We start from the raw sequence: 19,772 nt of genomic DNA on the forward strand, positions 1-19,772 counted from the left end.
CCGGTGAGGGTGGAGGTGCGGGGACGGGGGAACGGCGGGGCGGGCGTGCCGGTTCAGCGTTCGGGCTTGGGGATCACCAGGGGCTGGCGGTCCTCGGTGCACTGGTCCATGGGCGGGTCCTCCAGGCCGGCGGAGCAGGTCTGGCCCTGGATCTGCTTGATGTAGTTGCCGGAACCGGAGATGGAGGCGGTGAAGAGCCGGTCCAGGTTCTCGCCCCCGGCCCCGCAGCCCTTGAAGGCCGGGATGGTCACCTCGCCGGTGAGCGCGCCGCCGCTGGTGAGCTGGTAGCCGGTGGCGGGGTCGGGGATGACCTGCCGTCCCCTGCCGTGCAGCACCAGGTGGTCCCCGGGGTACTTGGCGGGGTCGGGTTCGACTGAGGTGAGCGGCTTCTCCGTACGGCAGGAGGGGCCGACGTCCAGCGGGGTGCCGTTGACCCGGGCGTCGAGCACGCGCAGGACGAGGGCGGCGCGGACGTAGGCGTCCGAGGTGTAGACGGGGAAGTTGGCGAGCATGTCCGACTCGACGCTCATGGGCCCCACCTGCTCCAGGACCAGGGTCGCCGTGGTCGGGGCGAAGCCGAACGTCAGGAAGGTGGCCTTGAAGGGCGGGGTCTGCTTGCGTCCCTCGTGGAAGAGGTCGGCGTCCGACTTCTGGACCACGTGCATCCCATCCGGCCGGAACTCGACCCCGGGCTCGCCCTGCTCGATGAAGACGCAGGACACCGGGATGATGTTGGCGCCGTTCAGCTTGCGCACGTTGGAGTAGCCGGTGATGTAGGCGGTCAGGGTGGTGGGGGTCGCCTGCTCGTTGCGGCAGGTGGGTGCGGAGCGTGCGCCGGCCGACGCCCCGGGCGCCGCGTCCGCCACCTCGGGGGCTCCGGCCGGTGCCCCTTCCCGGGGCCTCCCGGCTCCGGGGCCGCTCTCCCCGGTCTGCGGAAGGCCGCGCGTCGGGGTCCCGCCGTCCTGGCTCCCCGAGGGGTCCGGCCCTGGGGCCGACGGGGAGGAGGAGGGCGGGGCGGAGTCCGACGGCGAGGGGGAGCCGCTCGGTTCCCCGGTGGAGGGACCGGGGGCGACCGGGACGGTGGCGAGCGGTCCGCCCTGCTCCGCGTCCGCGTCCGGCGTGCAGGGGACGGAGAGGGACGCGAGGTCGGCGGGCGTGCCGTCGGCCGCGCTCAGGGCGAGGCCGACGTCGAGGTTCCCCGCGGTGAAGGAGAGGTCCCCGGCGGCGCTCGTGGTCACGACCGGGACCTCGCCGGTCGTGACCAGCGCCAGCGGCCCTTCGGCCGGTACGCCGACCGGCTGCGCGGTGCCGCGCCAGGCGGCCCCCGTCTCCCGGCCGTTCTGGCCCACGGCGACGCCGAGCGCCGTCTCCGCCCGGACCTCGGCGGCCTTGAGGGCCTTCAGGTCGGCGACGGCCGCCGCGGGGAGTTCCACGGTGGTGGTGACGTCGGTGGGCCGTACCTCCTCTCCCGCCGAGGCCCGTTCGGGGAAGGCCGCCGTGATCCGTACCGTCGCGGTCTGCGGTCCCGAGGGCAGGTCGCAGACGTAGGACAGCGCGGTGTCGACCTTCAGGGTCTCTACGGCGGCCGCCGCGGCCGGGAGGAGGGGGGCGAGCGCCACGAACGCGGCGATCGTCGCGCCGCGCGCCCGGACGCGGGAGGGGCGGGTGGTGGGCCGTGGGCCTCTCATCTGTTGCTCCGCTCGGATCAGTCGTGCGCCGACGGGACGAGGAGGCCGGCGAGGGGTGCGGACAGCCCGCGAAGGCGCCCTGTGGGGTGCTGTGCGGGTCTTCACGAGGCCGTACGGGGCTTCACGGGTTGGTTCCGACGATCGTCGGGACGGTGGTGGTGCCCGTCTTCTTGAGCAGGAGGTCGGCCTTGAGGAGCAGGCTGGCGCCGACCGGCATGGCCGCGCCGCAATTGGTGGACGCGACGACGGGCAGCTCTCCGGCGACGCCGGCGACGGACAACTTGCCCGTCGCGTTGGTGTACGTGCTGGAGGACGTGCCCCGGACGCGGAAGACGCAGGCGCCCCAGGTGAGTTTGATGTCGATGCCACCCACGTGGCCCTTGGTGACGCCCGTCGCGGCGGTGTGGTCCCGCGCCACGATCGTCCAGGGGGTGGTCGGGACCATGGACATGTTGCCCAGGACGCTGGTGCAGGGCGTGCCGGGGGCGCCGAAGGCGATCGAGCTGATGACGCCGACGGTCGCCGGATTGCCGGCGGAGCTCTGGAGGGTGCCCGAGGCGGACGACGTGGTGCACGTGATGGCGACGCCGTTGATGGAGATCGCGAGGTTCGCGGCGTTCTTCGCGGAGAAGGCGACCGGCGACGGGGTGACGGTCCAGACCGTCGAGGGCACGGCCGAGGCCGGGGCCGCCGTGAGGACGAGCGCGGCCGCGGCCGCTCCCGCGGCGACGGCGGACTTTCCGATCGGCTTCTTCATGGCGTGCGGGCTCTCCTCGGGACGTGACCGGTGGCCGGGGCGCGGACAGGCCCGTGCCCGCCCGGCCGGGGTCGCCGGCCGGACGGACGCGGGTTCCTGCGCCTTACGGGTTGGAGCCGACGATCGTCGGGATGACGGAGCCCGCCTTGAAGAGGTACGTGCCCTTGAAGGTCGGCTTGGCGCCGACCGGCACCGCGCTGCCGCAGTTGGTCGCCGAGACGACGGTCAGCTCACCGGCGAGGCTGTTCACCGCGAGCGCGCCCGTGGAGTTGGTGTACGTCCCGGAGGCCTTGCCCGTCACGCGGAAGACGCAGGCGCCGACGGTCACCTTGGCGTCGACGTTGCCGACGTGGCCCTTGGTGACGCCGGTCCCGGCGGTGTAGTCCTGCGCCACGATCGTCCAGGGGGTGGTCGCCACGGTGGTGACGTTGCCCAGGAGGCTGGTGCAGGGCGCGCCGGTGGCACCGAAGGCGATGGAGTTGATGGTGCCGACGGTGGCCGGGTTGCCGGTGGTGCTCTGCCCCGTGCCCGTGCCGTTCGACTTCGTACACGTCATGGCGATGCCGTTGACGCTGAGGACGATGTTCCCGCTGTTGACCGCGGTGATGCTGGCCGGCGACGGGGTGACGGTCCAGACCGTCGAGGGCACGGCCGTGGCCGGGGAGACCGCGAGGGCGAGGGCGGCGGAGGCGCCACCTGCGACGACGGCGAGCTTTCTGATGGGCTTCTTCATGGCTCTGGGACTCTCCTTGGGGATTGACCAGCAGAGGGTGGCCGCGTTGGAGGGGGACGAGCGGCCGGCGGCACGGGATTCCCCGGCTGCGAAACCTGACGTTACTTGCGGGAAACTTAGCTGAACAATGGCGAAGTCCAAGATTCTTTCAAGTTGCCCCATTGCCTGTCAGGCCGGTGAGCGGTAACGGGAATCGCCTTGGTTCCTGGGTGCGCAATGTCGACAATTATGATCGATCGTCCGAGCGTTCGGAACAAGCCGTGGCGCGACGGCCCCGAGAGGCTTGTATTCGCTCTTCCCGGTGATAATCCGGACGGCGGAACTGTTTCCCCGATGACAAATATCCGGCCGTTCTCCCCTGTCTTCCGAAAACTCGGAACCCGGTATTGCCCCGGGAGGTTACTCGGCCGTAACGTTCCCCGGGCGGTGCTCAGTCGCAGGTCGGCGCAGCCCTGTGGGTCGACCCGGGCGCCGCACCGGGGCGGAACTCCGCCGGCGGAGACCCGCCCGCCGGGCCCTGGGGAGAAGCGATGCCCACTGTGTCTCGGCGGAGACAAAGACAGCTCCAAGTTTGTCTCCGCGGTGACAAGTACGGAAGCGGATCAAGGATTGCGGCGCCGCGCCTATTGTCCCGGTGATCCGCACCGACTTAACGTGCGCCCGCGGCGCACGCCCGACTCACGCCTGCTGGAGGTGGTATGGGAATCGAAGTAGCCGTTGAGGGTCTGACCATGTCCTTCGGCAAGCAGAACATCTGGCAGGACGTGACGCTGACATTGCCGGCCGGAGAGGTGAGCGTGATGCTCGGCCCTTCCGGAACCGGCAAGACGGTCTTCCTGAAATCGCTCATCGGACTGCTGAAACCCCAGCGCGGCCGTGTTCTCATCAACGGGGTCGACATGGTCAGCAGCCCCGAACGCGACATCTACGAGACCCGCAAGCTCTTCGGCCTCATGTTCCAGGACGGGGCCCTCTTCGGCTCCATGACCCTCTTCGACAACATCGCCTTCCCGCTGCGCGAGCACACCCGCAAGCGGGAGTCGGAGATCCGCCGCATCGTCATGGAGCGGATCGAACTCGTCGGCCTCCTCGGCGCCGAGGGGAAGCTGCCGGGCGAGATCAGCGGCGGCATGCGCAAGCGCGCCGGCCTCGCCCGCGCCCTCGTCCTCGACCCGCAGATCGTGCTGTGCGACGAACCGGACTCCGGCCTCGACCCCGTCCGCACCGCGTACCTCTCCCAGCTGCTCATCGACCTCAACGCGCGGATCGACGCGACGATGCTCATCGTCACCCACAACCTGGACATCGCCGCCACCGTCCCCGACAACATGGGGATGTTCTTCCGGCGCGAGCTCGTCACCTTCGGCCCCCGCGAAGTCCTCCTCACCAGCGACGAACCGGTCGTCACCCAGTTCCTCGCCGGCCGCCGCGAAGGTCCCATCGGCATGTCCGAGGAGAAGGACGCCGCCACCCTCGCCGCCGAGGCGGACGGCGCCGGAGGCGTACGGACGGCCGCGCCCCGCGTCATCGTCCCGCAGCTCGAACCCTCGCCCGGCCTGCCGCCCCGCGCGGCCGTCGCACGCCGCCGCGAGCGGGTCCTCGCCATGCTCGACCGGCTGCCGCCCGCCGCCCGCGCCGCCATCCAGGACACCTACGCGCGGACCGCCGGGGCGCCCACCCCGCGCATGCCGGCCGCCGGGAGCGGCGCGTGATCACCGGCGCGCTGCGGCAGACCGGCCGCCTCTTCGCCCTCGCCGCCGAGGTGAGCCGGGCCGTCTTCCGGCGCCCCTTCCAGTTCCGGGAGTTCATCGAGCAGTTCTGGTTCGTCGCGAGCGTCACCATCCTGCCGGCCGCGCTCGTCTCGATCCCGTTCGGTGCCGTGATCGCCCTCCAGGTCGGCTCGCTCACCCAGCAGCTCGGCGCCCAGTCCTTCACCGGCGGCGCCAGCGTCCTCGCCGTCATCCAGCAGGCCAGCCCGCTCATCGTCGCCCTCCTGATCGCCGGCGCCGGCGGCTCCGCCATCTGCGCCGACCTCGGCTCCCGCAAGATCCGGGAGGAGCTCGACGCCATGGAGGTCATGGGCGTCTCGCCCGTGCAGCGCCTGGTCGTCCCGCGCGTCCTCGCCACCATGGCGGTCGCCGTGCTCCTCAACGGCATGGTCTCCGTCGTCGGCACCCTGGGCGGCTACTTCTTCAACATCGTCCTCCAGGGCGGCACCCCCGGCGCCTACCTCTCCAGCTTCTCCGCCCTTGCCCAGCTGCCCGACCTCTACATCAGCGAACTCAAGGCCCTGATCTTCGGGTTCATCGCGGGCATCGTCGCCTCCTACCGGGGACTCAACCCCCGCGGAGGCCCCAAGGGCGTGGGCGACGCCGTCAACCAGTCCGTCGTCATCACCTTCCTGCTGCTGTTCTTCGTGAACATGGTGCTGACGGGCATCTACCTGCAGATCGTCCCGCCGAAGGGAGGCTGAGGCCGATGGCCTCCCCGTTCGTCTGGCTCGACCGCTCCGGCGACCAGCTCCTGTTCTACGTCAGGGCGCTGCTCTGGATCCCGCGGACCCTGCGCCGCTACCTCAAGGAGGTGCAACGGCTCCTCGCCGAGGTCGCCTTCGGCTCCGGCGGCCTCGGCGTCATCGGCGGCACCATCGGCGTGATGGTCGCGATGACCCTCTTCACCGGCACCGTCGTCGGCCTCCAGGGCCACGCGGCCCTCGAACAGATCGGCACCGCCGCCTTCACCGGCTTCGTCTCCGCCTACTTCAACACCCGGGAGATCGCCCCGCTCGTCGCCGGACTCGCCCTCTCCGCGACCGTCGGCGCCGGCTTCACCGCCCAGCTCGGCGCCATGCGCATCAACGAGGAGGTCGACGCCCTCGAAGGCATGGGCATCCGCTCCATGCCGTACCTGGTCACCACCCGGATCATCGCCGGCGTCGTCGCCATCGTCCCGCTCTACGCGATCGGCCTGCTCTCCTCCTACCTGGCCTCCCGCTACATCACGGTCCTCTTCAACGGCCAGTCGGCGGGGACCTACGACCACTACTTCAACCTCTTCCTGTCACCGACGGACGTCCTCCTGTCGGTGCTCAAAGTGCTGATCTTCAGCGTGATGGTGATCATCGCCCACTGCTACTACGGCTTCCGCGCCTCCGGCGGCCCCGCCGGCGTCGGCATCGCCGTCGGCCGCTCCGTGCGCAACGCCATCGTGCTGATCAGCGTCACCGACTTCTTCCTGTCGCTGGCCCTCTGGGGCGCGACCACGACCGTGAAGGTGGCGGGGTGAGATGAGCGATCCACGAGGCGAGACCCTGCGCCGCCGGTCCGCCGGCGTCGTCTTCCTGCTGGTGCCCGCCCTGCTCGCCTGGCTGGCGGTCGCCGTCTACGACAAGCGCTTCACCGACTCCGACCCGGTCGTCGTCGAGACCGGCAGCGTCGGCAACGAGATGCACCTCGGCGCCGAGGTGAAACTGCGCGGCGTCGTCATAGGCGAGGTCCGCGCCATCGACACCACCGGCACCGGAGCCCGGCTCACCCTCGCCATGCGGCCCGGGACCCTGGACCACGTCCCCTCCGACGTAAGCGCCCAGATGCTGCCCACCACGCTGTTCGGCGAACGGTTCGTCGCCCTCGTACCACCCGCGAACCCCTCGGCGAAACCGCTCGGCCCCGGGGCCGTCATCCCCGAGGACCGCTCCGGCAACGCCGTCGAACTCCAGCAGGTCCTCGACAACGTCCTGCCGCTGCTGACTGCCGTCCAGCCGCAGAAGCTCTCGGCGACCCTCTCCGCCGTCTCCCGGGCCCTGGAGGGACGCGGCGACAAGCTCGGCGACACCCTCGGCCAACTCGACTCCCACCTCCGCGAGTTCAACCCCCAGCTGCCCGCCCTCAACCGCAACCTGAAAGAACTCGTGAAGGTCAGCCACCTCTACGCGGACGCCGCCCCGGACATCGTCACCGCGCTCACCGACTTCACCACCACCAGCGGCACCCTCGCCGAGAAGGAGGCCGAACTGGCCGGCGCCCTCGGCGCCACCACCCGCACGGCCCAGGACCTGACCGCCTTCCTGCGCCAGAACAAGGACAACATCATCCGGCTCAGCGCCACGAGCAGGCCCACCCTGGAGCTGCTCGCCGAGTACTCCCCGTCTTTCCCCTGCACCCTGCGCACCCTCGCCCAGTTCGTGCCCGCCATGGACAAGGCGCTCGGCAAGGGCACGAACCGGCCGGGAATCCACGTGAACGTCACCACCGTGCCCGCGCGCGGTGCCTACGCCCCCGGACGCGACGCCCCCTCCTACGGCTCCGGCGGCGGCCCGCGCTGCCACCCCGTGCCCTACCTCGGCGTCCCGGCCGCACCCGCCGCCCAGGCCTCCGCCGCCGCCGACCAGGACCTCGGGCCCGCCAACTCCCCGCAGGAGAACGACCTCGTCAACGAACTCCTCGCCCCCGCCGCGAAGAAGCGGCCCGGCGACCTGCCGGACTGGAGCAGCCTCCTCGCCGGACCGGCCCTCCGCGGAGCGGAGGTGACCCTCCGATGACGAAGCCCCCCGCCCACACGCGACGGCGCGGCCTGACCGGGACGGTCCTGAAGTCCCTGGTGTTCGTCCTCGTCACGGCCCTCGCCACCACCGTCCTCGGCCTCAGCATCGCCAACACCGGCGTCGGCTCGGCCACCCGCTCGTACAAGGCGCTCTTCACCGACGTCACCGGCCTCTCCGAAGGCGACTCCGTCCGCATCGCGGGGGTGAAGGTGGGCGAGGTGACCGGCGTGCGCGTCGTCGAACGGCGCACCGCCCAGGTCACCTTCACGGTCCGCGAGGACCGCTCCCTGCCCCGCTCCGCGACCGCCGCCGTGAAGTACCTCAACATGGTCGGCCAGCGGTACGTCTCCCTCGACCGCGGCAGCGGGGACCTCGCCGGCACCCTCCAGGACGGCGACACCATCCCCCTGGAGCGCACCACGCCCGCGCTCGACCTCACCCTGCTGTTCAACGGCTTCAAGCCGCTCTTCGAGGGCCTCTCGCCCGCCGACGTCAACGACCTCGCCGGCTCCCTCGTCCAGGTCCTCCAGGGCGAGAGCGGAACCGTCGACAGCCTCCTGCGGCACATCGGCTCCCTCACGAAGACCGTCGCCGCCAAGGACGAGGTCATCGGCCAGGTCGTCACCCACCTCAACACCGTCCTGACCACCCTCAACACCCGCGAGGCCGGCTTCAACGAGCTCGTCGTCACCCTCCAGAAGCTCGTCACCGGCTTCAACGCCGACCGCAAGCCCCTCGGCCAGGCCGTCCAGGCCATCGGCGACCTCACCACCACGACCGCCGGACTGTTCCAGGAGGGCCGCGCCCCCCTCAAGCAGGACATCCGCGAACTGGGCCGGCTCTCCGGGAACCTCGGCGAGCACACCCCCCGCATCGAGTCCTTCCTCGCCAACACCCCCGCCAAGCTGACCGCCCTGGCCCGCCTCTCCTCGTACGGGTCGTGGTTCAACCTCTACCTCTGCGAGGCGCGCGTGAGCGGCGTGGGAACCTCCGACGGCTCCAAGCCCCCGACCGGCGTCACCGTGACCGAATCGAGGTGCCGCGGATGAGCGCCCGCCCCCGGTTCAAGCCGGTCAAGGAACGCAGCCCCGTCGCCGTCGCCCTCGTCGGACTCCTCCTCCTCGCCCTCCTCGCCGCCCTGGCCTACAACGTGGAACGGCTCCCCCTCGTCGGCGGCGACACCGCCTACAGCGCCGACTTCACCGAGGCCGCCGGACTCGACGAGGGCGACGAGGTGCGCATCGCCGGCGTCAAGGTCGGCAAGGTCACCGGAGTCGCCCTCGACGGACCCAAGGTCAAGGTGACGTTCGAGGTCGGCGACGCCTGGGTCGGCGACCGGTCGACCGCCGCCATCGCCATCAAGACCCTCCTCGGCGAGAAGTACCTGGCGCTCGACCCGCTGGGCTCCGCCCCGCAGGACCCCGGCACCCGCATCCCGCGGTCCCGCACCACCTCCCCGTACGACGTGACGCAGGCCTTCCAGGACCTCAGCGGCACCGCCGACGCCATCGACACCGAGAAGCTCGCGGAGAGCTTCGAGACCATCTCCGACACCTTCAAGAACTCCCCGCCGCACGTCCGCAACGCCGCCACCGGCCTGTCCGAGCTGTCCCGGTCCGTCTCCAAGCGCGACACCGAACTCGCCCGGCTCCTGGAGAACAGCAAGAAGTTCACCAAGACCCTGGAGGACAAGAAGTCCAGCTTCGAGACGCTCATCGAGGACGGCGGCTCCCTGCTCGGGGAGCTCAAGAAGCGCCGCGACGCCATCCGCGCCCTGCTCAGGGGCAGCAGGGAGCTGGGCACCCAGCTCAGCGGCCTCGTCGGCGACAACGACCGGCAGCTCGGCCCGACCCTCAAGGCCCTCGGCCGCGTCACCGCCGTCCTGGAGAAGAACAGCGGCCAGCTCGACAAGACCCTCGCGCTCGTCGGTCCGTACTACCGCCTCGTCGGCAACACCCTCGGCAACGGGCGCTGGTTCGACAGCTACCTGTGCGGCGTGGTCCCCCGGACCTACCTGCCCGAAGCCTCGCAGCCCACGACCGGATGCCTGCCGCCGAAACAGACGGCGACGGCCAAGGGGAGCGGTGAACGATGACCAAGCCCAGAACGCCCCTCGCCGCCGGACTCGCCCTCGTGGTGCTCGCCGCCTGCGGATTCGTCGCCGTACGCGTCCTCGAACCCGACGGCACCCGCATCACCGCCTACTTCGACCGGGCCGTCGGCGTCTACGCCGGATCCGACCTGCGCGTCCTCGGCGTACGGGTCGGGGAGGTCGAGTCCGTCGAACCGCAGGGCACCCGCGTCCGCGTCCGGCTCCACCTCGACGAGGGCGTCCGCGTCCCCGCCGACGCCCGGGCCGCCGTCGTCGCCCCGAGCATCGTCGCCGACCGCTACGTCCAGCTCGCCCCCGCCTACAGCACCGGCCCCGCCCTCGCCGACGGCGCCGAACTGCCGGCCTCCCGCAACCGCGTCCCCGTGGAGATCGACCAGCTCTACGCGTCGATCACCGAACTGAGCGAGGCGCTCGGCCCGAACGGCGCCAACTCCGCCGGAGCCCTGTCCGAGCTCCTGAACACCGGCGCGAAGAACCTCAAGGGCAACGGCGCCGCCATCGGCACCTCCATCGAGGAGTTCGGCAAGGCCGCCAAGACCCTCGACGGCAGCAGCGAGCAGCTGTTCACCAGCCTCGGACAGCTCCAGACCTTCACCACCATGCTCAAGGACAAGGACGGCGACGTCCGCACCGCGCAGGAGCGCCTGGACGAGGTCGTCGGCTACTTCGCCGACAACAAGGACGACCTCACCGGCGCCCTCAAGGAGCTCGGCAAGGCCCTCGCCCAGGTCAAGACCTTCATCAAGGACAACCGCGGCGAGCTGAAGAAGAACGTCGACCGGCTCGTGCCCCTCACCCAGACCCTCGTCGACCAGCGCGCCTCCCTCGCCGAGGCCCTCGACGTCGGCCCGCTCGCCGCCGGCAACCTCGTCAACGCCTACAATCCGGCCACCCGCACCCTCGACGGCCGCGCCAACCTCAACGAGATCAGCCTGGGCGGACCGCTGCTCCCGCTGCCGGTGGCCGGCGGCTCCGCGGCGGGCACCGGGAAGGGGGAGCGATGAGCCGCGGCACCTCGCCCTCGGGGAAGCTCCTCGGCGCCGGAGCCGTCGCCACCGTCGCCCTCGGCCTGGGCATCGCCGTCGTCCTCGGCGCGGTCCCCGCGAACCCGCTCCGGTTCGACGGCATCGAGGACCTGCCGCTGCCCGGCGGCGCCGACCTCGGCTCCCATCCCTACACGGTCACCGCCGAACTCCAGGACGTGCTGAGCCTCGTGCCCCAGTCCGCGGTCAAGGTCGACGACGTCGCCGTCGGGCGCGTCACCGCCATCGAGCTGGTGCCCGGGAGCTGGACCGCCCGGGTCACCCTGAAGATCAACGGCGACGTCCGGCTGCCCGCCGACGCCGGCGCCCGCCTGGAGCAGTCCAGCCTCCTGGGCGAGAAGTACGTCCAGCTCGTCGCGCCGAACCGGAGCGGCACCGAGCGGGGCGGCGCGCGGCAGGCGGCCGCACGGCGGAACGACGGCGGGCGGCTCGTCGACGGCAGCGTCATCCCGCTGGCGCGCACCGGCCGGAACACGGAGGTCGAGGAGGTCTTCGGCGCCCTGTCCCTGCTGCTCAACGGCGGCGGCGTCAACCAGCTCAAGACCATCACCCGGGAGCTCAACGCGGCGCTCGGCGGACGCGAGCCCGAGGTCCGCTCGATGCTGAAGCGGGTGAACACCCTGGTCACCGACCTGGACGCGCACCGCGGCGACATCACCCGCGCCCTCGACGGGATCAACCGGCTCTCCGCCACCCTCGCCGGCCGCAAGAAGGACGTCGACACGGTCCTCACCGGCCTCTCGCCCGGCCTGAAGACGCTGGAGAACCAGCGGGGCTCCCTGCTCACCATGCTGCGCGCCCTGGACACCCTGTCCGGCGTCGCCGTCTCCACCGTCAACGCCAGCAAGAAGGACATGGTCGCCGATCTGAGGGCCCTCGCGCCGACCCTGAAAGCGCTCGCGGACGCCGGTGCCGACCTGCCCGAATCCCTCCAGGTCCTGCTGACGTACCCCTTCACCGACGAGGTGATGCGGGGCATCAAGGGCGACTACCTCAACGCCTATCTGCACCTCGCCGCCGCCCCCGGCACCGAGGTGATCCCGCCCCTGATCCCCAAGGCGGAGCCCACCCCCGACCCCACCCCGTCGTCCCCCGAAACGACCGACCCGGAACCCGAACCCGAACCGGAACCGGAGCCCGAGCCCGAACCGGAGCCCGAGCCGGGCGCCCGCCGGGGACAGAGCGCCGGGCCGACCCTGCCGCTGCCCCCGGTCCGCACGGGCGGCACCCCGACGCACGGAGGCGAGAACCGGTGATCACCCGCACCGTACGGCTGAAGAACCTCGCGTTCCTCGTCATCGCCGTCCTCGTCCTCGGCTTCGTCGGCGTCCGCTACGCCGACCTCGGCCGCCACGTCGGCGTCGCCGACCACTACACCGTCAAGGTCCACCTCGCCCGTACGGGAGGCCTGTTCACCCACTCCGACGTCACCTACCGGGGCGTCTCCGTCGGACGCGTCGGCGACATCGGCCTCACCGCCGAAGGGGTCGTCGCCGAACTGCGCATCAAGAAGTCGGCCCCCCGGATTCCCGCCGACGCGCAGGCCGTGGTCGCCGGACTCTCCGCCGTCGGCGAGCAGTACGTCGACCTGCGCCCCGAGAGCGACGGCGGCCCCTACCTCGCCGACGGCGCCCGCATCGAACAGGAAGACACCCAGGTGCCGGCCCCGGTCACCAACGTGCTCACCAGCATGAACGACCTCACCGCCTCCGTACCCCTGGAGTCCCTGCGCACGGTCGTCGACGAGTTCGGCAAGGCCTTCGAGGGACACGGCGACGACCTCCAGGCCCTCCTCGACAACGGCAGCGCGTTCGTCCAGGCCGCCGACCTGGCCCTGCCGTCCACCACCCGGCTCATCAACGACGGCGAGGTCGTCCTGCGCACCCAGGCCGACGAGAGCCGCGCCATCCGGGGCTTCGCCACCGGAGCGCGCGACCTCGCCGCCGCCCTCAAGGGCTCCGACGCCGACCTGCGGCGCGTCCTGACCGTCACCCCCGACGCGGCCGGCCAGGTCAGCGGCCTCCTGCGCGACCTCGACCCGAGCCTGGGCGTCGTCCTCGCCAACCTCCTGACCACCTCGGAGGTCGCCGTCACCCGGCAGCGCGGCATCGAGGAACTGCTCGTGAAGTACCCGGCGGCTGTCTCGGCCGGAGCCACCGCCGTCGACGGCGGAAAGGTGAACTTCGGCATGGCCGTCACCTTCTTCAAACCGCTGCCCTGCACCTCCGGGTACGGCGGCACGCGCTACCGCAACGGCCTCGACCTGGGCACCGCGCCCGCCCTCAACACCGGCGCGGCCTGCACGGGTTCCGCGGCGGCCGGGATCAACGTGCGGGGCTCGGCGAACGCCCCGAAGGGCGGCCCCGTGCCCGCCCCCGCCAAGCCGGGCTCCCTGCCCTCGGGCAGCGCGACCGGTACGGCGGACCCGCGGAAGCAGGCCCTGCCCGGCGCGCTCGCGCTGCCCGGCCAGGGCGCCGGGCCGACGGACATGGCCGGGCTCCTCGGCCTGGGCACCGGGAGCGCGCGGTGAGGCGGGCGAGGATCCTCGGCACCGGCGCCCTCGTCGTCGCCCTCGGCTTCTGCGGGACCGGCGCGTGGACCTACGCGCAGGCCCGCTCCGACGAGGGCCTCTCCTTCGGCCGCGAGCGGGACGCGGCGCTCACCGAGGGCCGGCAGCGTCTCACGGTCCTGAACACGCTCGACGCCTCGACCCGTGAGCGCGCCGAAGCGGGCGTACGGGCCTGGCGCGACGCCTCCACCGGCCCGCTCCGCACCGAACTGGGCCGCACCGCGCCCGCGGTGGGCGCCTCGGCGCGGGCCGAGGTCACCGAGGCGGCGCTCACCGCCCTCGACACGCGCGCCGGCACGGCGAAGCTCATCGCGACCGTGCGCGTCGACGTCACCCCGCGCGGGGGCACCGCCCCGGCCACCGACCGCAAGCGCCTGGAAGCCGTCCTGACCCGCACCGGCGAGAACACGTGGAAGGTCGCGGCCCTGAGCGCGGTCCCCGTAGCCGGCGCGGAGGAGAACGAGAAGAAGGAGGGCGGGGACGAGTGACGCGACTGCTGCGCGGAACGGTCCGCCGGGTTCCGGAGAGCACGGGGGAAACACCCCGGTACGCCTCGCCGGACCCGGAGGAGACGACGACCGGGCCGTCCGGGGACACGGACGGGAAGGTCCGGGACCCCGGAGCGACGGCGGCCGGGACGATCCCGGAGACGGCCGCCCCGGAGACGGCCGCCCCGGCGGACGGACCCGCCGGAGAGGCCCCGGTCCCGGAGGACTCCGGGACGGACGCCCCGGACCACGGTGACAGCGGCCCGGGCACCGGCACCCGCACCGCCACCGGCCGGTTCACCCCCCGCCTGCGGCGGATCGCCCTCGTCGCGACCGTCGTCGCCCTCCTCCTCGGCGGGAGCGCGTTCTTCTACGGGGCCCACCAGCTCCGGTCGACCCCGTCGGCCCGCAACCACGCGCTCACCGACACCGCCGCCACCACCCGCGTCGGCGGCGACGTCGGCGAAGGCCTCGCCCGGGTCTTCTCCTACGCCCCCGCCCAGCCGGACGCCGCCGGACGCTCCGCCGGAACCGTCCTCGGCGGACGCGCCGCCCGCCAGTACGCCGACCTGTTCGCGCAGGTCCGCGCCGGCCTGGTCGAGCAGCGCATCACCCTCACCACCCAGGCCGTCCGCACCGGGGTGATCGAGCTCAAGGGGAACACCGCGCGCCTCCTCGTGTTCCTCGACCAGACCTCGCGGCGGGGCGAGGCGCCCGCCACGTCCGCCGCCGCCCAGCTCACCGTCACCGCGGAGTTCCGGGACGGCCGGTGGCTGATCGTCGACATCAAGGCCCGCTGAGCGTGAGCACGCGCACGAGCGGGAGACGGGAGAACCCCATGACACGCGCGGTCCGCACCCCGGCGGGCATCCGCCCGGCCCTGGCCGTGGCCCTCGTCCTCACCCTGGTCGCGGGCGCCTTCGCGGCCTGGGCGGGCCGGGACTGGTACGCCGCGGCCCACGACGACTCCGCCGCGTACGCCGTGCAGCGCGACCGGGCGCTCGCGGCGGGGGAGCAGGCCGTGCAGAACCTCAACACGCTCGACCACCGGCGCGTGGACCAGGGCCTCGACCTCTGGGAGTCCTCCACGACCGGCGAGCTCCACAAGCAACTCGTGGACGGGCGGACGGAGTTCGCCGGGCAGGTGAAGGCCGCGAAGACGGTGACCACGGCCCGGGTGCTGTCCGGTGCCGTCACGGAACTCGACGACCGCGCGGGGCGGGCCCGGCTGCTCGTCGCCCTCCGCATCACCGTCACGACGCCCGACAGCAAGAGCACGGACAAGGACAGCCGCATGCTGGGCGAACTCACCAGGACCGACGGGCAGTGGAAGCTCAGTGCCCTGGGGCAGGCCCCCGTGGGCGGCACGGCGGCCGGCTGACCGGACCGCACCCGCGAGAGCCGCCCGCACCCGAAAGGACGACGCACGATGCCCACGCCCCGCCACCACCTCAACCGCCAGCGCCGCCGCCAGGCCCTCGCCGCCGCGCCCGAGGGCACGGCCCCGCGCCCCCGCGCCTCCGTGGGCCTCCTGACCGAGCCCGCCACCGCCCCCCGGCAGCGGTCGGCGGAGAAGCCCGTACGGGAGAAGGACGAGGCGCCGGAGAGGAAGGGACCACCGGCGAAGCCCGTACGGGAGAGGGCCGGGGAGCCGGGGCGGGAGGCCACCGGGGACAGGACCCCGTCACGCCGCCCCGCCCCCCTCGTGGTCCTCTGCGTGCTGACCCTCCTCCTCGGCGGCTTCGCCGGATGGGCGCACAGCCGGGCGGGAGAGCTCCGCGACGACCCCGCGCGCGGCAACACCGCCCTCACCGACCTCGCCCGTACCAGCGAGATCAAGGGGCAGACCGCCGCGGCCGTCGCCGCGCTCTTCTCCTACGACCACGCCGACACGGCCCCCTTCGAGAGGGCCGGGAAGACCCTCCTCACCGGGAAGGCGGTCGAACAGCACCGGACGCTCCTCGGCGGGGTCCTCGCCCGGGCGGCCGAGCAGAAGACGGTGATCACCACGGCGGTCACCGACAGCGCGGTCGAGCGGATCGACGGCGAACGCGCCCGGGTCCTGGTCTACGCCGACCAGAGCAGCGTGAGCACGGCCGGGACCGCCAAGACCGGCGGCAAACAGCCGAAGGCCCAGGACCAGGGGGTCTACGCGGGCGCCATGTTCGCCGTGGACGTCGTCCACCGGGACGGCCGCTGGCTCGTCGAGAACATCGACACCTTCGGCCGCTGAGCGGCCACTCCGCCACTCGTGGGCGTCACCCCGCCCGCGTGGCGACGAGCACCGTCGCGCACAGCTCCTCGCACGTGGCGATCCGCGCCTCCAGGCCGTGCGCGGAGACCGCCCCCACCGCCCGCTCGGCCTGCCGCTCGCTCGTCTCCACCAGCAGGTGGCCGCCCGGCGCCAGCCACTCCGGCGCCCCGGCGGCGACCCGCCGCAGCACGTCGAGGCCGTCCTGGCCGCCGTCGAGCGTGACGAGCGGCTCGTGGTCGCGGGCCTCGGGCGGCAGCAGGCCGATGTCCCCGGTGGGCACGTACGGCACGTTGGCGACCAGGACCTCGACCCGGCCCCGCAGCTCCGGCGGCAGCGGCGCGAACAGGTCCCCCTCGTACACCCGGCCGCCGCGCGGTTCGACGTTCCGCCGGGCGCAGTCCACCGCCGCCGGCTCGACGTCCGAGGCATGCACCTCCGCGCCCTCGACCCGGTCGAGCAGCACCGCGGCCGCCGCGCCCGAGCCGCAGCACAGGTCGACGCAGAGCGCGCCGGGCGAGGCGAGGGCCACGGCCCGCTCGACCAGGAACTCGGTCCGCCGCCGGGGCACGAACACCCCGGGGCCGACGACGATCCGCAGCCCGGCGAACTCCGCCCGTCCCACGACGTGCTCGAGCGGCAGGCCGGAGGCCCGCCGCTCGACCATCAGGTCGAGCTCGGCGGGCCCGGGCGCCGCCGCGAGCAGCATCGCGGCCTCCTCCTCGGCGAAGACGCACCCGGCGGCCCGCAGCCGCTCGACCACCCCCGCGCCGTACGCCACGTCAGGCAAGCTGTGCCTCGATGGCCGCCACGACCTCGGGGGCGTCCGGCTCGGTGCGCGGACGGAAGCGCGTGACCTGCCCGTCCCGGCCGATCAGGAACTTCTCGAAGTTCCACTGCACGTCACCGGCCTCGCCCCCGGCGTCCGCGACCTTCACCAGCTCCGCGTAGAGCGGGTGGCGGTCCGCGCCGTTGACGTCCGTCTTCTCCAGGAGCGGGAAGGACACCCCGTACGTCGTCGAGCAGAACGTCCGAATGTCCTCCGCGCTGCCCGGCTCCTGGCCCGCGAACTGGTTGCAGGGCACGCCGAGCACGGTGAGGCCGCGCTCCCCGTACTCCTTCTGCAGCCGCTCCAGGCCCGCGTACTGCGGGGTCAGACCGCACTTGGAGGCGACGTTCACGACCAGGACCGCGCGGTCCCGGTAGTCGGCCAGGGAGACCGGCTCGCCGTTCAGGGTCTTCAGCGGGATGTCGTACAGGCTCATGGCCGCTCCTCGTGCGCACGGGGGGATGGGGTTTGATCTGACCATGGGCGACGAACTAATGGCAATCGCGATCGACTCCACGACGGAGGGGGCGCCGCGCCGCATCCGGTGCCGGCTCTGCGGCCGCCCCCTGAAGGGCGCGGACTCGCGCCGCACCGGCCTCGGCCCGACCTGTGACGCCAAGCTCCATCCGCCGGGCCCGGACATCCGCACCCGCCGCCACGAGGTGGAGCAGGACGTCCTGCCGGGCCTGGACCCGCCTGGCGATTCGGGCGCGTGACGCTACCAGCCGCGAAAACCGGTGGGCCAGCGGTTTCCCGGCCCGGCAGGGTGACCGGGATGAGAACGACACCCGAGCCACCGGAACCGGAGTCCTGAACCATGTCGACCCTGCGCGTCACCGCCGAAGTCCTGACCGTCCACCCCCATCCCGACGCCGACGCCCTGGAACTGGCCCAGGTCGGCCTCTACCGGGCCGTCGTCGCCAAGGGCGTCTACGAGACCGGCGACGCCGCCGTCTACATCCCCGAGCAGGCGGTGCTGCCCGCCGCGCTCATCGAGGAGCTGGGACTGACCGGGCGCCTCGCCGGGGGGAACGCGGACCGGGTCAAGGCGGTGCGGCTGCGCGGGGAGCTGTCCCAGGGGCTCGTCTGTCGGCCCGCCGCCCTCGCGGACACCGACCTCGTACGGGCCGCGGCCGAGGGCACCGACTTCGCGGAGCGGCTCGGCATCGTCAAGTGGGTGCCGCCGATACCGACGCACATGAGCGGGGACGTGGAGCGCGCGCCCGACCTGCTGCCCTGGGTCGACGTCGAGAACCTCCAGCGGTATCCGGACGTCTTCGAGCCCGGCGAGCCCGTCGTCCTGACGGAGAAGCTGCACGGCACGGCCTGCCTGCTGACGTACGGGGCCGGGGACGGGCGCGTCCAGGTCTCCTCCAAGGGCTTCGGGGCCAAGGGCCTCGCGCTCAAGGAGGACCCGCGCAACCTGTACTGGCGCGCCGTCCACGGCCACGGCCTGGCCGCCGTCGCCGAGCGCCTGGCCAAGCGCCTCGGCGCCCGCCGCGTCGGCCTCTTCGGCGAGGTGTACGGCTCCGGGGTCCAGGACCTGGCGTACGGCGCCGACGCCCGGAGCGAGACCGTCGGGTACGCGCTGTTCGACGTGTCCGCCGAGATCGACGGACAGGTCCGCTGGCTGGACCCGGCCGAGGTCCTGGAGCCCGGCGAGGTCCCGCTCGTCCCGCGCCTGTACTCCGGCCCGTACGACCTGGACACCGTCCTCGCGCACGCGAGCGGCCGGGAGACGGTATCCGGCCGGGAGGCGCACCTGCGGGAGGGCGTCGTCGTCCGGCCCGTGACCGAGCGGTACAGCCCGGTCCTGGGCGGCCGGGCCATCGCCAAGGCGGTCAGCCCGGCCTACCTCACCCGCAAGGGCGGCACCGAGTTCGAGTGACGCTCAGCCGAGCGCGCGGAACAGGCCCTCCTGGACCACCGACACCAGGAGCCTGCCCTCGCGGTCGTAGATCCGGCCCCGCGCGAGTCCCCGGCCGCCCGTGGCGATCGGGGACTCCTGGTCGTACAGGAACCACTCGTCCGCCCGGAACGGCCGGTGGAACCACATCGCGTGGTCGAGCGACGCCATGTCGAAGCCGCGCGGGCCCCACAGGGGTTCGACCGGGATGCGGACGGCGTCGAGGAGGGTCATGTCCGAGGCGTACGTCAGGGCGCAGGTGTGGACCAGCGGGTCGTCGCCCAGCGGCCCCACGGCCCGCATCCACACCGCGCTGCGCGGATCCGCGTCCTCGACCTCCTCCTTCGTCCAGCGCAGCCGGTCCACATAGCGGATGTCGAAGGGCTGTCGGCGGGCCATCCGCTCCAGGGCCTCCGGCAGCTCGCCCAGGTGGTCGCGGATCTCGTCCACCAGCCTCGGCAGGCTCTCCGGGTCCGTCAGGTGCCGGGGCGGCAGCTGGTGCTCGAACCCGGCCTCCTCCGGCCGGTGGAAGGAGGCCGTCAGATTGAAGATCGTCCGTCCCTCCTGTACCGCCGTGACCCGGCGGGTCGTGAACGAGCGTCCGTCGCGCACCCGCTCCACCTGGTACACGATCGGCACCCCGGGACGGCCCGGCCGCAGGAAGTAGGCGTGCAGCGAGTGCACCGGCCGGTCGTCCTCCACGGTCCGGCCGGCCGCCACCAGGGCCTGGCCGGCGACCTGCCCGCCGAAGACCCGCTGGAGCGACTCCTGCGGGCTGCGGCCCCGGAAGATGTCGACCTCGATCCGCTCCAGGTCGAGCAGGTCCACCAGTCTCTCGGCGGGATTGGTCAC

The 19,772-nt window shown here is 72.7% G+C and carries 21 protein-coding genes; 15 read left to right on the forward strand and 6 right to left on the reverse strand.

Features of this window, described 5'->3' with window-relative positions; genetic code table 11:
- Positions 1–53: 53 nt before the first annotated feature.
- The 3 genes from AB0398_RS05715 to AB0398_RS05725 all read right to left on the reverse strand — a co-directional run bounded on the left by AB0398_RS05715 (position 54) and on the right by AB0398_RS05725 (position 3,178).
- Positions 54–1,688 carry a DUF6801 domain-containing protein gene (locus AB0398_RS05715; RefSeq protein WP_366372516.1) on the reverse strand — a complete coding sequence of 545 codons (1,635 nt, stop codon included), beginning with the start codon at positions 1,686–1,688 and terminating at the stop codon, positions 54–56.
- Positions 1,689–1,809: 121 nt separating this feature from the next.
- Positions 1,810–2,445, reverse strand: a complete 636-nt coding sequence (locus AB0398_RS05720; protein WP_366372517.1) for a hypothetical protein — start codon at positions 2,443–2,445, stop codon at positions 1,810–1,812.
- 103 nt (positions 2,446–2,548) lie between these two features.
- Positions 2,549–3,178 (reverse strand): hypothetical protein, encoded by a 630-nt coding sequence (locus AB0398_RS05725; RefSeq protein ID WP_366372518.1) that lies wholly within the window; start codon positions 3,176–3,178, stop codon positions 2,549–2,551.
- 698 nt (positions 3,179–3,876) lie between these two features.
- Between AB0398_RS05725 and AB0398_RS05730 the strand changes: the two genes are divergently transcribed.
- The 13 genes from AB0398_RS05730 (at position 3,877) to AB0398_RS05790 (ending at position 16,167) form a co-directional block, all read left to right on the forward strand.
- Positions 3,877–4,890, forward strand: a complete 1,014-nt coding sequence (locus AB0398_RS05730) for an ATP-binding cassette domain-containing protein (protein WP_366372519.1) — start codon at positions 3,877–3,879, stop codon at positions 4,888–4,890.
- Positions 4,887–5,651: an ABC transporter permease gene (locus AB0398_RS05735; RefSeq protein WP_366372520.1), complete on the forward strand. Its 765-nt coding sequence runs from the start codon at positions 4,887–4,889 to the stop codon at positions 5,649–5,651. The genes AB0398_RS05730 and AB0398_RS05735 overlap by 4 nt, the downstream gene beginning before the upstream one ends.
- Positions 5,652–5,656: 5 nt before the next feature.
- The gene (locus AB0398_RS05740; RefSeq protein WP_366372521.1) at positions 5,657–6,463 is read left to right on the forward strand and encodes an ABC transporter permease; all 807 of its coding nucleotides are present in this window, start codon (positions 5,657–5,659) and stop codon (positions 6,461–6,463) included.
- 1 nt (position 6,464) lies between these two features.
- Positions 6,465–7,718 carry an MCE family protein gene (locus AB0398_RS05745; RefSeq protein ID WP_366372522.1) on the forward strand — a complete coding sequence of 418 codons (1,254 nt, stop codon included), beginning with the start codon at positions 6,465–6,467 and terminating at the stop codon, positions 7,716–7,718.
- On the forward strand, positions 7,715–8,770 hold the full coding sequence (locus tag AB0398_RS05750) for an MlaD family protein (protein WP_366372523.1): 1,056 nt from the start codon (positions 7,715–7,717) through the stop codon (positions 8,768–8,770). The genes AB0398_RS05745 and AB0398_RS05750 overlap by 4 nt, the downstream gene beginning before the upstream one ends.
- A complete protein-coding gene (locus AB0398_RS05755) occupies positions 8,767–9,816 on the forward strand; it encodes an MCE family protein (RefSeq protein WP_366372525.1) in 1,050 nt (349 codons plus the stop codon). The genes AB0398_RS05750 and AB0398_RS05755 overlap by 4 nt, the downstream gene beginning before the upstream one ends.
- Positions 9,813–10,838 carry an MCE family protein gene (locus AB0398_RS05760; RefSeq protein WP_366372527.1) on the forward strand — a complete coding sequence of 342 codons (1,026 nt, stop codon included), beginning with the start codon at positions 9,813–9,815 and terminating at the stop codon, positions 10,836–10,838. Before AB0398_RS05755 ends, AB0398_RS05760 begins: the two co-directional genes overlap by 4 nt.
- Positions 10,835–12,133 (forward strand): MlaD family protein, encoded by a 1,299-nt coding sequence (locus tag AB0398_RS05765; protein WP_366372528.1) that lies wholly within the window; start codon positions 10,835–10,837, stop codon positions 12,131–12,133. The genes AB0398_RS05760 and AB0398_RS05765 overlap by 4 nt, the downstream gene beginning before the upstream one ends.
- The gene (locus AB0398_RS05770) at positions 12,130–13,407 is read left to right on the forward strand and encodes an MlaD family protein (RefSeq protein ID WP_366372529.1); all 1,278 of its coding nucleotides are present in this window, start codon (positions 12,130–12,132) and stop codon (positions 13,405–13,407) included. The genes AB0398_RS05765 and AB0398_RS05770 overlap by 4 nt, the downstream gene beginning before the upstream one ends.
- Positions 13,404–13,934, forward strand: coding sequence for a hypothetical protein (locus AB0398_RS05775; RefSeq protein WP_366372530.1), 531 nt, complete (start codon positions 13,404–13,406; stop codon positions 13,932–13,934). The genes AB0398_RS05770 and AB0398_RS05775 overlap by 4 nt, the downstream gene beginning before the upstream one ends.
- Positions 13,935–14,086: 152 nt before the next feature.
- Entirely contained in the window at positions 14,087–14,734 is a 648-nt protein-coding gene (locus AB0398_RS05780) for a hypothetical protein (RefSeq protein ID WP_366373007.1), read from the forward strand.
- A gap of 38 nt (positions 14,735–14,772) precedes the next feature.
- Positions 14,773–15,315 (forward strand): nuclear transport factor 2 family protein, encoded by a 543-nt coding sequence (locus AB0398_RS05785; protein ID WP_366372531.1) that lies wholly within the window; start codon positions 14,773–14,775, stop codon positions 15,313–15,315.
- A gap of 48 nt (positions 15,316–15,363) precedes the next feature.
- Entirely contained in the window at positions 15,364–16,167 is an 804-nt protein-coding gene (locus AB0398_RS05790) for a hypothetical protein (protein WP_366372532.1), read from the forward strand.
- A 25-nt stretch (positions 16,168–16,192) separates the two neighbouring features.
- On the opposite strand, the gene AB0398_RS05795 is transcribed toward AB0398_RS05790, so the two are convergent.
- A complete protein-coding gene (locus AB0398_RS05795) occupies positions 16,193–16,975 on the reverse strand; it encodes a putative protein N(5)-glutamine methyltransferase (protein ID WP_366372533.1) in 783 nt (260 codons plus the stop codon).
- Positions 16,968–17,450 carry a glutathione peroxidase gene (locus AB0398_RS05800; RefSeq protein WP_366372534.1) on the reverse strand — a complete coding sequence of 161 codons (483 nt, stop codon included), beginning with the start codon at positions 17,448–17,450 and terminating at the stop codon, positions 16,968–16,970. Before AB0398_RS05800 ends, AB0398_RS05795 begins: the two co-directional genes overlap by 8 nt.
- 43 nt (positions 17,451–17,493) lie before the next feature.
- Between AB0398_RS05800 and AB0398_RS05805 the strand changes: the two genes are divergently transcribed.
- Entirely contained in the window at positions 17,494–17,730 is a 237-nt protein-coding gene (locus AB0398_RS05805; RefSeq protein WP_366372535.1) for a DUF6011 domain-containing protein, read from the forward strand.
- 101 nt (positions 17,731–17,831) lie between these two features.
- Positions 17,832–18,902 (forward strand): RNA ligase (ATP), encoded by a 1,071-nt coding sequence (locus AB0398_RS05810; protein WP_366372536.1) that lies wholly within the window; start codon positions 17,832–17,834, stop codon positions 18,900–18,902.
- Positions 18,903–18,905: 3 nt separating this feature from the next.
- On the opposite strand, the gene AB0398_RS05815 is transcribed toward AB0398_RS05810, so the two are convergent.
- On the reverse strand, positions 18,906–19,772 hold the full coding sequence (locus AB0398_RS05815; RefSeq protein ID WP_366373008.1) for an acyl-CoA thioesterase II: 867 nt from the start codon (positions 19,770–19,772) through the stop codon (positions 18,906–18,908).

It is taken from the genome of Streptomyces sp. NPDC086147 (assembly GCF_040702165.1).
GTDB lineage: Bacteria > Actinomycetota > Actinomycetes > Streptomycetales > Streptomycetaceae > Streptomyces.

Excerpts from the sequence above, each read along its gene's own strand:
- AB0398_RS05810 (WP_366372536.1), top strand. The coding sequence starts at position 17,832 with ATGTCGACCCTGCGCGTCACCGCCGAAGTCCTGACCGTCCACCCCCAT.
- AB0398_RS05755 (WP_366372525.1), top strand. The coding sequence starts at position 8,767 with ATGAGCGCCCGCCCCCGGTTCAAGCCGGTCAAGGAACGCAGCCCCGTC.
- AB0398_RS05740 (WP_366372521.1), top strand. The coding sequence starts at position 5,657 with ATGGCCTCCCCGTTCGTCTGGCTCGACCGCTCCGGCGACCAGCTCCTG.
- AB0398_RS05785 (WP_366372531.1), top strand. The coding sequence starts at position 14,773 with ATGACACGCGCGGTCCGCACCCCGGCGGGCATCCGCCCGGCCCTGGCC.
- AB0398_RS05750 (WP_366372523.1), top strand. The coding sequence starts at position 7,715 with ATGACGAAGCCCCCCGCCCACACGCGACGGCGCGGCCTGACCGGGACG.
- AB0398_RS05800 (WP_366372534.1), bottom strand. The coding sequence starts at position 17,450 with ATGAGCCTGTACGACATCCCGCTGAAGACCCTGAACGGCGAGCCGGTC.
- AB0398_RS05720 (WP_366372517.1), bottom strand. The coding sequence starts at position 2,445 with ATGAAGAAGCCGATCGGAAAGTCCGCCGTCGCCGCGGGAGCGGCCGCG.
- AB0398_RS05730 (WP_366372519.1), top strand. The coding sequence starts at position 3,877 with ATGGGAATCGAAGTAGCCGTTGAGGGTCTGACCATGTCCTTCGGCAAG.
- AB0398_RS05745 (WP_366372522.1), top strand. The coding sequence starts at position 6,465 with ATGAGCGATCCACGAGGCGAGACCCTGCGCCGCCGGTCCGCCGGCGTC.
- AB0398_RS05715 (WP_366372516.1), bottom strand. The coding sequence starts at position 1,688 with ATGAGAGGCCCACGGCCCACCACCCGCCCCTCCCGCGTCCGGGCGCGC.
- AB0398_RS05725 (WP_366372518.1), bottom strand. The coding sequence starts at position 3,178 with ATGAAGAAGCCCATCAGAAAGCTCGCCGTCGTCGCAGGTGGCGCCTCC.
- AB0398_RS05765 (WP_366372528.1), top strand. The coding sequence starts at position 10,835 with ATGAGCCGCGGCACCTCGCCCTCGGGGAAGCTCCTCGGCGCCGGAGCC.
- AB0398_RS05805 (WP_366372535.1), top strand. The coding sequence starts at position 17,494 with ATGGGCGACGAACTAATGGCAATCGCGATCGACTCCACGACGGAGGGG.
- AB0398_RS05790 (WP_366372532.1), top strand. The coding sequence starts at position 15,364 with ATGCCCACGCCCCGCCACCACCTCAACCGCCAGCGCCGCCGCCAGGCC.
- AB0398_RS05760 (WP_366372527.1), top strand. The coding sequence starts at position 9,813 with ATGACCAAGCCCAGAACGCCCCTCGCCGCCGGACTCGCCCTCGTGGTG.